13 protein-coding genes are annotated in these 12,963 nt (G+C 67.6%); 9 read left to right on the top strand and 4 right to left on the bottom strand.

Features of this window, described 5'->3' with window-relative positions; genetic code table 11:
* Window positions 1–56: 56 nt before the first annotated feature.
* Window positions 57–1,562, top strand: coding sequence for a glycosyltransferase family 87 protein (locus ACFXOA_RS01015; RefSeq protein WP_385020487.1), 1,506 nt, complete (start codon window positions 57–59; stop codon window positions 1,560–1,562).
* 11 nt (window positions 1,563–1,573) lie between these two features.
* Here the strand turns inward: ACFXOA_RS01015 and ACFXOA_RS01020 are convergent, their stop codons facing one another.
* The 3 genes from ACFXOA_RS01020 to ACFXOA_RS01030 all read right to left on the bottom strand — a co-directional run bounded on the left by ACFXOA_RS01020 (window position 1,574) and on the right by ACFXOA_RS01030 (window position 4,345).
* Window positions 1,574–2,605, bottom strand: a complete 1,032-nt coding sequence (locus ACFXOA_RS01020) for an alanine racemase (RefSeq protein ID WP_385020490.1) — start codon at window positions 2,603–2,605, stop codon at window positions 1,574–1,576.
* 79 nt (window positions 2,606–2,684) lie between these two features.
* Window positions 2,685–3,803, bottom strand: a complete 1,119-nt coding sequence (locus ACFXOA_RS01025) for a lipid II:glycine glycyltransferase FemX (RefSeq protein ID WP_385020493.1) — start codon at window positions 3,801–3,803, stop codon at window positions 2,685–2,687.
* A gap of 185 nt (window positions 3,804–3,988) precedes the next feature.
* Window positions 3,989–4,345: a hypothetical protein gene (locus ACFXOA_RS01030; RefSeq protein ID WP_385020496.1), complete on the bottom strand. Its 357-nt coding sequence runs from the start codon at window positions 4,343–4,345 to the stop codon at window positions 3,989–3,991.
* Between the two features lie 286 nt (window positions 4,346–4,631).
* Between ACFXOA_RS01030 and rpsF the strand changes: the two genes are divergently transcribed.
* The 4 genes from rpsF (at window position 4,632) to rplI (ending at window position 6,347) form a co-directional block, all read left to right on the top strand.
* A complete protein-coding gene (gene rpsF, locus ACFXOA_RS01035) occupies window positions 4,632–4,922 on the top strand; it encodes a 30S ribosomal protein S6 (protein ID WP_006604399.1) in 291 nt (96 codons plus the stop codon).
* A gap of 71 nt (window positions 4,923–4,993) precedes the next feature.
* Window positions 4,994–5,602 carry a single-stranded DNA-binding protein gene (locus ACFXOA_RS01040; RefSeq protein WP_385020499.1) on the top strand — a complete coding sequence of 203 codons (609 nt, stop codon included), beginning with the start codon at window positions 4,994–4,996 and terminating at the stop codon, window positions 5,600–5,602.
* Window positions 5,603–5,645: 43 nt separating this feature from the next.
* A complete protein-coding gene (gene rpsR / locus ACFXOA_RS01045; protein WP_003967857.1) occupies window positions 5,646–5,882 on the top strand; it encodes a 30S ribosomal protein S18 in 237 nt (78 codons plus the stop codon).
* Between the two features lie 18 nt (window positions 5,883–5,900).
* Window positions 5,901–6,347: a 50S ribosomal protein L9 gene (gene rplI / locus ACFXOA_RS01050; RefSeq protein WP_014155197.1), complete on the top strand. Its 447-nt coding sequence runs from the start codon at window positions 5,901–5,903 to the stop codon at window positions 6,345–6,347.
* 127 nt (window positions 6,348–6,474) lie between these two features.
* Here the strand turns inward: rplI and ACFXOA_RS01055 are convergent, their stop codons facing one another.
* On the bottom strand, window positions 6,475–7,812 hold the full coding sequence (locus ACFXOA_RS01055) for an MATE family efflux transporter (protein ID WP_385020503.1): 1,338 nt from the start codon (window positions 7,810–7,812) through the stop codon (window positions 6,475–6,477).
* Between the two features lie 477 nt (window positions 7,813–8,289).
* Here ACFXOA_RS01055 and dnaB point away from each other — a divergent pair, with 477 nt between their 5' ends.
* The 4 genes from dnaB (at window position 8,290) to ACFXOA_RS01075 (ending at window position 12,959) form a co-directional block, all read left to right on the top strand.
* The gene (gene dnaB, locus ACFXOA_RS01060) at window positions 8,290–9,747 is read left to right on the top strand and encodes a replicative DNA helicase (protein WP_181011555.1); all 1,458 of its coding nucleotides are present in this window, start codon (window positions 8,290–8,292) and stop codon (window positions 9,745–9,747) included.
* Between the two features lie 922 nt (window positions 9,748–10,669).
* Window positions 10,670–11,050: a hypothetical protein gene (locus ACFXOA_RS01065; protein ID WP_385020506.1), complete on the top strand. Its 381-nt coding sequence runs from the start codon at window positions 10,670–10,672 to the stop codon at window positions 11,048–11,050.
* The gene (locus ACFXOA_RS01070) at window positions 11,047–11,361 is read left to right on the top strand and encodes a hypothetical protein (protein WP_385020509.1); all 315 of its coding nucleotides are present in this window, start codon (window positions 11,047–11,049) and stop codon (window positions 11,359–11,361) included. Before ACFXOA_RS01065 ends, ACFXOA_RS01070 begins: the two co-directional genes overlap by 4 nt.
* 218 nt (window positions 11,362–11,579) lie before the next feature.
* Window positions 11,580–12,959: a serine hydrolase domain-containing protein gene (locus ACFXOA_RS01075; RefSeq protein WP_385020512.1), complete on the top strand. Its 1,380-nt coding sequence runs from the start codon at window positions 11,580–11,582 to the stop codon at window positions 12,957–12,959.
* Window positions 12,960–12,963: the final 4 nt, after the last annotated feature.

Genomic DNA, 12,963 nt, shown 5'->3' on the forward strand with positions numbered 1-12,963 from the left:
TGTGTCCCCGGCGCAAGCCACGCACTCACACAGCGCCGTACGGCAGGATGTGCGGCATGCCAAGCGCAGAAGACACGAGCGTGCACCAGGAGCCGTCCGTCGTACCGCCCACGCGACAGGACGAGATCGCCGCCGCGGGCAGTGAGCTGATCGGCGGCCCCGCCGGCCGCTGGGCACGGTTCGGGACGAGCCCGCTCACGCCGGTGCGCGTCATCGCCCTCGTGGCCATCGGGATGTTCGCGCTCGGCATGGTCCAGAAGATCCCCTGCTACGACTGGGCGTGGTTCCGTGGCACCAGCTCCCAGTACACGCACGCCTGCTACTCCGACATCCCCCACCTCTTCGTCGGACGTGGCTTCGCCGACGGCCTCGTGCCGTACGCCGACCGCCTCAGCGGGGACATGTCGTACCTCGAGTACCCCGTCCTGACCGGCCTTTTCATGCAGGTCGCGTCCTGGCTGACACTGAATCCCCCGTCGGACCCGATGCAGCAGCGCGAGCAGATGTACTGGATGGTCAACGCGGGCATGCTCATGATCTGCGCGGTGATCCTCGCGGTCTGTGTCGCCCGGACACACCGGCGCCGTCCCTGGGACGGACTGCTCGTCGCCCTGGCCCCGGCGCTCGCCCTCACCGCGACGATCAACTGGGACCTGCTCGCCGTCGCGCTGACGGCCGTGGCGATGCTCATGTGGTCTCGCGGCAGGAACCTCGCCTTCGGCATCCTCATCGGCCTGGCGACCGCCGCGAAGCTCTACCCTGTGCTCCTCCTCGGCCCCCTGCTGGTGCTCTGCTGGCGAGCCGGGCGGCTGCGGGAGTACGGCACCGCGCTCCTCGGGGCCGCCGCCGCCTGGCTGGCGGTGAACCTGCCGGTGATGATCTACGCGCCGGAGGGGTGGAAGAAGTTCTACACCTTCAGCCAGGAGCGGCAGATCGACTACGGCTCCTTCTGGCTGGTCATCACCCAGCGCACCGGCCGGCCCATCGACGTGGCCACGGTGAACACGGCGTCGGTGCTGCTGATGATCCTCTTCTGCGCCGGGATCGCGGGGCTGGCCCTGACCGCACGGCAGCGGCCGCGCTTCGCCCAGCTGGCCTTCCTGGTGGTGGCCGCCTTCATCCTCACCAACAAGGTGTACTCACCGCAGTACGTGCTCTGGCTGATCCCGCTCGCCGCGCTGGCGAGGCCGCGCTGGCGGGACTTCCTCGTCTGGCAGGCCTGCGAGGTCGCCTACTTCCTGGGGATCTGGTTCTACCTCGCCTACACGACGAGCGGTGACAAGCACCAGGGGCTGCCGCAGGAGGGCTACCAGGTCGCCGTCGCCCTGCACCTGCTGGGAACCCTCTACCTGTGCGCGGTGGTCGTCAGGGACATCCTGAGGCCCGACCGGGACCCGGTACGCCAGGACGGCGCTGACGACCCGTCCGGGGGCGTCCTCGACGCTGCACCGGACCGGGTCGCCCTGGTACAGACGCATGGTCACGCCGCCCGGAACGCCGCACCCGCGGCCGAAGGGCCGCGGGTGACGTGGGGAGCTGCCGGCCGGGTGGCCCCGGACTGAAGGCTTCTGGCCTACCGGTCCACGAGGCGGTCGAACTGGGTGGTCGTGTGCCGCAGGTGGGCCACCAGTTCGTCGCCGACCCTGGGCTCCTGGGCGTCCGAGGGCACGAACAGGATGGACACCTGCATGTGCGGGGGCTCCGCGAACCAGCGCTGCTTGCCCGCCCACACGAACGGCGACAGGTTGCGGTTGACGGTGGCCAGCCCCGCCCGCGCGACGCCCTTGGCCCGCGGCATCACGCCGTGGAGGGCCTTGGGCGCCTCCAGGCCGACGCCGTGCGAGGTACCGCCGGCGACGACGACCAGCCAGCCGTCCGAAGCCGCCTTCTGCTGGCGGTAGCCGAACCGGTCGCCCTTGACGACGCGCGTGACGTCGAGGACCGCGCCGCGGTACTCCGTCGCCTCGTGGTCACCGAGCCAGAGCCGGGTGCCGATGCGGGCGCGGAAACGTGTCTGCGGGAACTGCTGTCGAAGCCGGGCCAGTTCCTCGGCGCGCAGATGGCTGACGAACATCGTGTGCAGGGGCAGCCGGGCGGCACGCAGCCGGTCCATCCAGGCGATGACCTCCTCGACCGCGTCCGACCCGTCGGTGCGGTCGAGCGGCAGGTGCAGGGCGAAGCCCTCGAGGCGTACGTCCTCGATGGCCGCGTGCAGCTGGCCGAGCTCCTCCTCCTTCACCCCGTGGCGCTTCATCGAGCTCATGCACTCGATGACGACCCGGGCGCCCACCAGGGCGTGCACCCCGTCCACGGACGAGACGGACCGGATCACCCGGTCCGGCAGCGGCACCGGTTCCTCCCCCCTCCGGAAAGGGGTGAGGACGAGCAGGTCGCCGCTGAACCAGTCCTTGATGTGAGCGGCCTCGTAGGTCGTCCCGACGGCCAGGGTGTCGGAACCGAACCGGATGGCCTCGTCGGCCAGCCGCTCGTGCCCGAAGCCGTATCCGTTGCCCTTGCAGACCGGGACGAGACCGGGGAACTGGTCCAGCACCGACTTCTGGTGCGCCCGCCAGCGCGCGGTGTCGACGTAGAGGGAGAGCGCCATGGCCGGCCCGGAACCTTTCTGGTGGATGCGGTGTAAGTGAGAGAGAGGAGAGGAGCTGATGGATGTGATCGGGACGGGATCAGCGGCGCGACATGTACATGTCGAGCGCCTTGTGCAGCAGCTTGTTGAGGGGGAAGTCCCACTCGCCCACGTATTCGACGGCTTCCCCGCCGGTGCCTACCTTGAACTGGATCAGGCCGAAGAGGTGGTCGGTCTCGTCCAGCGAGTCGCTGATGCCGCGCAGGTCGTAGACGGTCGCGCCCATCGCATACGAGTCGCGGAGCATCCGCCACTGCATGGCGTTGGAAGGGCGGACCTCGCGTCCGATGTTGTCCGAGGCGCCGTAGGAGTACCAGACGTGCCCACCGACGACGAGCATCGTGGCCGCGGACAGGTTCACGCCGTTGTGCCGGGCGAAGTACAGCCGCATGCGGTTGGGGTCCTCGGAGTTGAGGACCGACCACATGCGCTGGAAGTACGACAGCGGACGCGGACGGAACCGGTCGCGCACGGCCGTGATCTCGTAGAGCCGCTGCCATTCGGCCAGGTCCTCGTAGGAGCCCTGGACGACCTCGACCCCGGCCTTGTCGGCCTTCTTGATGTTGCGCCGCCAGAGCTGGTTGAAGCCCTTGAGCACATCTTCGAGGGAGCGGTTGGCCAGCGGGACCTGGAAGACGTACCGGGGCTGTACGTCGCCGAACCCGGCGCCGCCGTCCTCGCCCTGCTGCCAGCCCATCTTCCGCAGCCGGTCGGAGACCTCGAAGGCGCGCGGCTCGATGTGGCTGGCCTCGACGTCACGCAGCCGCTTCACATCCGGGTCCTGGATGCCCGACTTGATGGCGGCCGAGTCCCAGCGGCGGATGACGACGGGCGGGCCCATCTTCACCGAGAAGGCGCCCTGCTGCTTGAGGTGGGCGAGCATCGGCTGGAGCCACTCGTCCAGGTTCGGGGCGTACCAGTTGATGACCGGCCCCTCGGGCAGATAGGCGAGATAGCGCTTGATCTTGGGGAGCTGGCGGTACAGCACCAGTCCGGCGCCGACCATCTCGCCGCTCTTGTCGAACCAGCCCAGGTTCTCGGAACGCCATTCGGTCTTCACGTCAGCCCACGCCGGGACCTGGCAATGACTGGCCGAGGGCAGACTCTGGATGTACGCCAGGTGCTGTTCTCGGCTGATGGTCCTCAGGGTCAGGCTCATGCGGGGCGCTCCTCGGCAGGTGTGTCCCCATCGGTCAGGGGCTCCGGCTCTCGCGCCGAAGCCTACTGTGACCGAGGGGCGCCCGGGCTGGCCCATCCGGACCTGACCGGGCACCACCTGTGCGGGATCGCCCGGCGGGACACCGGGCCTGGGTGCCGGCGTCGCGTCCGCCGGCACTCTGCTGGTCAGGTGACGACGCCGCCGAAGAGGCCGCCGTGCGCCATACCCAGGTAGAAGCCGACCGCGGAGGCGCCGATTCCCATGATCAGGCCGAACCGCTGCCAGGTGGTCCTGGAGATGTACTGGCCGTAGGCGCCGGTCAGGATGCCGATCAGCCCGGCCCACGAGCTGATCAGGTGCAGGTTGTGGAACATCGCCGTCACGAACGCGAGCACGCCCAGGACGCCGGTCACGACCATCAGCGCTTCCTGGAGCGGATGCGGCCTGCCATCGGTGGCGAAGAGGGATCCGGTGGCCGGCCGGGTGTTGGCCATTCGGCTGGGAGCGATCCCGGTGCCTGCGAGACGGGCTGTCTGTGCCATGGAGTACCTCCTGGCGGGAAGGGCGGCGCAATGTAGCGCCTGTCACACCGCGTCTGTCTCGATTGTGCGCCCTGAACACCGGATTTCAACCGGAAGCCGGTCTGCGGGTACTCTGTACGGTCTGCACCGGTGTCTGCCTTGAGCCAGCACTGCGGCCTCCCTCGACTCACGAAGACGGACGTTGTCAGTGGCGGCTGTTTTACTCGGAGACACTGTTGCTTACGCATCACGACCCTCCTGCCACGGAACGACCGTGGCCGCTGAGTCCAAAGGAGGTGGGTTCCACATGCGTCACTACGAGGTGATGGTCATCCTCGACCCCGATCTCGAGGAGCGAGCAGTCTCCCCGTTGATCGAGAACTTCCTCTCCGTCGTCCGTGAGGGCAACGGAAAGGTTGAGAAGGTCGACACCTGGGGCCGTCGTCGTCTCTCTTACGAGATCAAGAAGAAGCCCGAGGGCATCTACTCGGTCATCGACCTGCAGGCCGAGCCTGCGGTCGTCAAGGAGCTCGACCGACAGATGAACCTGAACGAGTCGGTCCTCCGGACCAAGGTCCTCCGTCCCGAGACCCACTGAGCTTCTAGCTCAGCGGTCATCGGGTTCGAGTAGCAAGCAGCCAGAAGCAATCCCCGCCGAGAGGTTCACCCATGGCAGGCGAGACCGTCATCACGGTCGTCGGCAATCTCGTCGACGACCCCGAGCTGCGCTTCACCCCGTCCGGTGCGGCGGTCGCGAAGTTCCGTGTCGCGTCCACTCCCCGCATCTTCGACCGTCAGACCAATGAGTGGAAGGACGGCGAAGGCCTGTTCCTCACCTGCTCGGTCTGGCGTCAGGCGGCGGAGAACGTCGCGGAGTCGCTCCAGCGAGGCATGCGCGTCGTCGTGCAGGGCCGGCTGAAGCAGCGGTCCTACGAGGACCGTGAGGGCGTCAAGCGCACGGTCTACGAGCTGGATGTCGAGGAAGTCGGCCCCAGCCTGAAGAACGCCACGGCCAAGGTCACCAAGACCACGGGTCGCGGTGGTCAGGGCGGTGGCCAGGGTGGATACGGCGGTGGCCAGCAGGGTGGCGGTAACTGGGGCGGCGGTCCCGGTGGTGGCCAGCAGGGTGGCGGCGGTGCTCCCGCCGACGACCCGTGGGCTACCGGCGCTCCCTCCGGCGGCGGCCAGCAGGGCGGGGGCCAGCAGGGCGGCTGGGGCGGAAGCTCCGGCGGCTCCGGTGGTTCCGGCGGCGGCTACTCGGACGAGCCGCCCTTCTAGGGCAGCTCGTAACCCCACTTCTTGATCACACAGGAGAAACACCATGGCGAAGCCGCCTGTGCGCAAGCCTAAGAAGAAGGTCTGCGCGTTCTGCAAGGACAAGACCCAGTACGTGGACTACAAGGACACGAACATGCTGCGGAAGTTCATCTCCGACCGCGGCAAGATCCGTGCCCGCCGCGTCACCGGCAACTGCACGCAGCACCAGCGTGACGTCGCCACGGCAGTCAAGAACAGCCGTGAGATGGCGCTGCTGCCCTACACGTCCACCGCGCGATAAGGGAAGGGTGACCGAATCATGAAGATCATCCTCACCCACGAGGTCACTGGCCTCGGTGCCGCCGGCGACGTCGTGGACGTCAAGGACGGGTACGCCCGTAACTACCTGGTTCCGCGTGGCTTCGCCATCCGCTGGACCAAGGGTGGCGAGAAGGACGTGGCGCAGATCCGCCGCGCCCGTAAGATCCACGAGATCGCGACGATCGAGCAGGCCAACGAGATCAAGGCCAAGCTCGAGGCCGTCAAGGTTCGTCTGGCTGTCCGCTCCGGCGACGCCGGCCGCCTCTTCGGCTCCGTCACCCCGGCTGACATCGCTTCGGCGATCAAGTCCGCCGGTGGTCCGGACGTCGACAAGCGTCGCGTCGAGCTCGGCTCGCCGATCAAGACGCTCGGCGGACACCAGGTGTCCGTCCGTCTGCACCCCGAGGTCGCTGCGAAGCTCGGTATCGAGGTCGTTGCTGCCTAAGGGCACAGCTCAGCAGAGCTAAGTGAAGGGCCGCACCCCAGGGTGCGGCCCTTTGCCGTTTCACGTGAAACAAGGGCGGGCGAAGAGGGGAGCGGTGGCCGGTCCGTTGCCCGGAGCCTCGGTCGCCTCAGCGCGTGGCTCCCGTCACGATCCATCGGTCCGACCGCATGCGGAACCAGAGTGTCGCCAGCCGGACGGTCATCATCAGTGTCATGGCTCCCCACAGAGCGGTGAGGCCTCCCCCGACATGTGGCACCACCATCGCGACCGGCGCGAAGACAGCCAGGGTGAGGATCATTGCCCAGGCCAGGTAGCGTCCGTCCCCGGCTCCCATCAGTACTCCGTCGAGGACGAAGACCACGCCGGACACGGGCTGGGAGAGAGCGACCACCAGCAGAGCGGGGAGCAGTGTGTCCTGCACGGATGGATCGCTCGTGAAGAGAGGGACGAAGAGTGGCCGGGCGAGGACGATCAAGGCGCCGATGACCACTCCGGACGCGATGCCCCACTGCACCATCCGTCGGCATGCCTCACGAGCGCCGTCCTCGTCGCCGGCTCCCAGATAGCGGCCGATGATGGCTTGTCCTGCGATCGCGATCGCGTCGAGGGCGAAGGCTGTCAGGCTCCAGAGCGAAAGAATGACCTGGTGCGCGGCAATGTCCGCATCACCGAGCCGGGCAGCCACCGCGGTGGCGATCATCAAGACGGCGCGCAGGGACAACGTGCGGACCAGCAGAGGCATGCCGGCCTGCGCGCTCGCCCGGATGCCTGCCGAGTCCGGACGCAGCGACGCTCCGTGCCTACGCGCACCGCGAATCACGACGACCAGATAGGCGCAGGCCATGCCGACCTGTGCGATGACGGTGCCCCACGCGGAACCGGCGATACCGAGTCCGGCCCCGTAGACCAGTCCGGCGTTGAGGGCGCCGTTGGCCGCGAACCCTCCGATGGCGACGTAGAGGGGGGTCCGGGTGTCCTGCAGCCCACGAAGGATTCCTGTCGCTGCCAGTACGACGAGCATCGCCGGGATGCCGAGAGTGGAGATCCTCAGATAGGTGACGGCGTACGGTGTCGCGGTCTCGGATGCCCCGAAGACCTCGATGAGCGACGGAGCCAGAGGAAGAGTGATGGCCACGACCGCCGCGCCGATGAGGAGGGCGAGCCAGATGCCGTCCATTCCCTGACGGATCGCGGATGCCAGATGTCCCGCCCCCACCTGGCGGGCGACCGCGGCGGTGGTGGCGTAGGCGAGGAAGACGAAGATGCTCACCGCCGTGGTCAGCAGGGCCGCTGCGACCGCGAGTCCGGCGAGTTGCGGGGTGCCCAGGTGGCCGACGATCGCGCTGTCCACCATGACGAAGAGCGGTTCGGCGACAAGGGCGCCGAAGGCCGGCACGGCGAGGGCGATGATCTCGCGATCATGCCGGCGTCGTGGGGTCGGCGGAGTCGTGAGCGCCTTTGTCATGAGGGTCAATCTAATCTTCCACAGGTAATAGATGCAAGCCTCGAGTGGTCCTTACTCGACCTGTGCTCCAAGGTCAACGGGAAGGTCGTTTCTGGTGATCTTGAGCTGCGGGTGGAAGTTTTTCTCTCCCACAGCCGGTGGATGGGGAAGCTGCAGGTCAGACGGGCTAGGAGTGGGCCGTTATGAGTTTGTCCACAGTGCTGTCCCCTGGTCCGTGCACAGGATCTGCCGAGTTCTCCACAGCATCTGGTCTGTCGTCCACATGCCCTGTGGATAACCAGATTGGCTGACGGTGCGGACGGGCCTACCGTGGTCCGGCGCCCGCACTCCGTTCCCGCTAGGAAACCCCGCAGAACTTGATGCGCCGGAACCGGAGTCGGGCGCCTTGTTTGTCGGTGCCGTGCCGTAAGAAAGAGTGGCATGGCTAGGTCCGCGAAGCGGACGGGAGGAGGTGGCCCGGTGAGCATTCCCGAGCCTTTGGACGATCCCTGGGCCGATGTCGGTCCAAGCGACCGTCTGCCTGTTTCCCGTCAGCGCCGCGGTGAGGGCAAAGGGCGCGACGAGCAGCACGAGCGCGGCCGGGAGAGTGGCTGGGACGGCGGCTCATCGGGCTTCGAGAGGGTTCCCCCGCAGGATCTGGACGCCGAGCAGTCGGTCCTCGGCGGCATGTTGCTGTCCAAGGACGCCATCGCCGACGTCGTGGAGATCATCAAGGGGCACGACTTCTACCGTCCTGCTCACGAGACCGTCTACACGGCGATCCTCGACCTCTACGCCAAGGGCGAGCCGGCCGACCCGATCACGGTGGCCGCGGAACTCGTCAAACGAGGCGAGATCACCAAGGTCGGTGGAGCTCCGTACCTCCACACCCTGGTCCAGTCCGTACCGACTGCGGCCAACGCCTCGTACTACGCGGAGATCGTCCATGAGCGGGCGGTACTGCGACGCCTGGTCGAGGCCGGCACCAAGATCACTCAGATGGGATACGCGGCCGACGGCGACGTCGACGAGATCGTGAACTCGGCCCAGGCCGAGATCTACGCCGTCACGGAGCAGCGGACCAGCGAGGACTACCTTCCGCTCGGCGACATCATGGAGGGTGCTCTCGACGAGATCGAGGCCATCGGCTCCCGTAGCGGTGAGATGACCGGCGTGCCGACGGGTTTCACCGACCTCGACTCCCTGACCAACGGGCTTCACCCCGGTCAGATGATCGTCATCGCGGCCCGCCCCGCCATGGGTAAGTCCACACTTGCCCTGGACTTCGCCCGCGCCTGTTCGATCAAGAGCAATCTGCCGAGTGTCATCTTCTCCCTGGAGATGGGTCGCAACGAGATCGCGATGCGTCTGCTCTCGGCCGAGGCCAGGGTGGCTCTCCACCACATGCGCTCCGGCACCATGACCGACGAGGACTGGACACGTCTGGCGCGCCGGATGCCGGATGTGTCGGCCGCGCCGCTCTACATCGACGATTCGCCGAACCTCTCGATGATGGAGATCCGCGCGAAGTGCCGTCGGCTCAAGCAGCGCAACGACCTCAAGCTCGTGGTGATCGACTACCTGCAGCTGATGCAGTCCGGTGGGGCGAAGAGGGCTGAGAGTCGTCAGCAAGAGGTCTCGGACATGTCGCGTAACCTCAAGCTCCTGGCCAAGGAGCTCGAACTGCCCGTGATCGCGCTCTCTCAGCTGAACCGTGGTCCCGAGCAGCGCACCGACAAGAAGCCGATGGTCTCCGATCTCCGTGAGTCGGGCTCCATCGAGCAGGACGCCGACATGGTGATCCTGCTTCACCGTGAGGACGCCTACGAGAAGGAGTCCCCGCGAGCCGGTGAGGCGGACCTGATCGTGGCCAAGCACCGAAACGGTCCGACGGCGACGATCACCGTGGCCTTCCAGGGCCACTACTCCCGCTTCGTCGACATGGCTCAGACCTGATCCTCCCCGTAGGGCCTCGGATCGCGCGGCACCGTCGGCCCTGGTGGTCCAGAGCAACCGCCTCGACAGGGACCTCGGGCAGGCGTTGCCTGAACGCGTGGAGCGCGGCGGGGCCGTGAGGTCGACTCCCTTCGGCGCCCAAGTGAGCGCGGCCATCAGCGCCATGCAGAGTCGGATCGTGGATCGGCCCCGACTCTGATCGTTTGCGGTGCCTGAGAGAGCAGGGGAGCAGTCGGCCGGAAGCGCGCCCCTCGCCATGGCGAGGGGCGCTGCCGCGGTGGTTCCTCGGCGAGCGCCGGTGTCTGGCGGGCTGGGTCGAGCCGATCGGCGTCCTGGTGCAGGCCTTCCAACAGAAGTCGCCACCGCACGGCGACTGCTTCCGTCGGACCGAGTCCATGCGCTTCGGCCAGCTTGCTCACCTCGATGAACGCAGCATGATCGTGGACCTCGCGGAGCTCCCAACCTGCCGCAGTTCGGGCTCAGGACCGTCCCGATGTCCCTGGTGAGCGAATTGCGGGCAGCCCCTCGCTCCCCCGGATCTGAAGTCGAGCCTGAGAGCACGGATTCCCTGGCACGAGCCGTTGATGCTGAACCAACGGTTCTCCGATCCGATGGCGATCCAGCAGGGTTCCCGGCCAGGGTTGGTGCTGGGGACGCCGTCTGTCCGCAGCGGTACGCATCGTTGCTCAGCACCGCACCCAGACCGAGCCCTTGATCAGCAGCAGGCAGTGCCAGGGCTGCGGCCTGACTTGCCGGCAGCCGCGAGATCCGGATGGAGATCAGGGTCAGCGGGGATGGGGTCGGGTTGAGCGGGGTGCGGGGAGTTCGAGGGCACCGCCGGAGTCTGCCGACGCGCTGAGGATGGCCACCCCGGGAGACGGGCTCGTCGCACGGCGCTACAGTCCGACGCCGGAGGAGGAAGATGGCGCTGAACAAGAAGGGCTCCCGGCGCATAACCGTTGACGGGACGGAGTACCGCTGGCGAATCCGCAGGAAGCCCTCCTACATGCAGGGGCTCTGCTGGACACCGGTGACCTACGCGGTCGAACGGGCCGACGGCAGCCGGCCGGGCACGGTCCTGATCGTCACCAGTGGCCAGGCCCATCCTGATAACTGGGTGGGCGTCGAAGCGGAACCCATTCGCCCAGTTCACATTGCTGCCGGCATCCGCGACGCACGGGACGAAGGCTGGGATCCAACCCGGGACGGCTCTCCTTTCCGGCTTGACCGATCCGCGGGATTCTTCTCGCAGTCGTGCTACGAAGCGGGGGAGGGCGGTGCGTCCGGGACCATGGCCGGATGACCACCTGGATGCGCTGCCACTGGGACGAGGAGGACACCTGGTTCCACTTCGAGGTCGACGCCGAAGGCTGGGTGGTCCGGCAGGTCGAACTCCAAGGGTCTGAGCTGGTACCCGTCGCGGCTGCTTCCCTCGCGGAATGGCAGCAGACCTACGCCACAGGCCGCCTCGACGCCTACGACAGCAGGTTCGAAATCACAGCTGAGCTGCCTGTCTCGGAATGGGAAGGCTACGACCCCGAAGAACTGACCTCCGAGGAGTTCGAGCAGGTGTGGGCTTCTGCCCGTCGTCGAATCGCATCCCGGCCCGGCTGATCTCTCGGCAGCGCGGAGGCAGCGCGGAGGCGACGGCGGTGAGGGGATGACCCCTTCGGGCGGGCCGATGGCGCCCGGGAACGGTACCTTCCCTTCGGCCGGATGACGGCTGCTCAGGGCTCCGAATCACTTGAGCAGTGTCCTGTCCCGACCACTGAGCACCTGACGGCCTGCGGTGATGTGGTCCTCGGTGAGCAGGGACATGGTCATCCTGGGGTATGACCACTTCCGAAGTGCTGCTTCCGACCACGCGCCGAGCTCTGCTGCACCGCATTGCCACAGCACAGGCCGAAGGCCGTACGCCTTCTCTCGTCGCTGCGGTACAACGCGACGGCCGGCTCGCCTGGAGCGGTGCGCGCAGTTGTGTGGACGGCCACGAGCCCGACGGCGATACGCAGTTCAGGATCGGCTCACTGACCAAGACCTTCACCGCCGTACTCGTGATGCGGCTGCGGGACGAAGGGCTGCTGTACCTGGATGATCCTCTGCAGAAGCACCTCCCCGGCGTGGATGTGGGCCAGGTGACCGTGTTCCAGCTACTCGGTCACAGCGGCGGGTTGGCCGCCGAGACCCCTGCCCCCTGGTGGGAGAGGACGCCTGGCGAGACCCGGCCCGGTCTGGCGGACGTGCTCGGCGAGCAACCTCTGATCCATCCCTCCGGACACGGGCACCACTACTCCAACCCCGGCTACACGCTCCTCGGGGCACTCGTCGAGCGAGTGCGGGGCGCATCCTGGGCCGACGTGCTGCGGAGGGAGATCCTGGAACCACTGGGCATGGACCGTACGACTCCGCATGCCCATGCTCCGCATGCGGGGGCCTGGGCCGTTCATCCGTGGGCCGATGTCATGCTGCCCGAGCCGGTCGAGGACCTCGGGCTGATGGCTCCGGCGGGTCAGCTCTGGTCGACCACCACCGACCTGCTCCGGTTCGCCGAGTTCCTGGTCCAGGGCGACGACCGGGTGCTGTCCGCGTCCTCGGTCGCGGAGATGCGGACACCGGCCGCACCCGCCGAGGCCGGAGACTGGGCTTCCACCTACGGCCTGGGACTCCAGTGCGTACGTCGGGGGGAACGCACGCTCCTCGGTCACTCCGGCTCGCTTCCCGGCTTTCTCGCGACGCTGTGGTTCAGCGTCGAGGACGATGTCGCGGCGGTGGTACTCACGAACGCCACCTCGGGCCCGCAGGTCGGCGGGGTAGCCGCTGATCTGGTGCAGATCGTGGCCGAGGCGGAGCCCCGGATCCCTGCCCCGTGGCGCCCGTTGCCCGACGTCGACAGGGAGCTCCTGGCACTGACCGGCCTCTGGTACTGGGGCACCCATGTGTACGGACTGAGGCTGCTCGCGGACAGAGGGCTCGAGCTCCATCCTCTGCGCGGTGCCGGTCGCACGGCCCGCTTCCGGGCGCGTCCTGATGGGACCTGGACGGGCCTCAACGGCTACTACGCGGGGGAGACGCTCCGAGTGGTACGCGCGGAAGACGGCCGTGTGGACCACCTGGACCTCGGATCGTTCGCCTTCACCCGGGAGCCGTACGGGGCCAGTGAGTCCATTCCTGGGGGCGTGGACGAGGACGGATGGCGAGGTCTCGCGCTCTGAGGCG

It is taken from the genome of Streptomyces sp. NPDC059166, from assembly GCF_042755185.1.
In the GTDB taxonomy this organism is placed as follows: domain Bacteria; phylum Actinomycetota; class Actinomycetes; order Streptomycetales; family Streptomycetaceae; genus Streptomyces.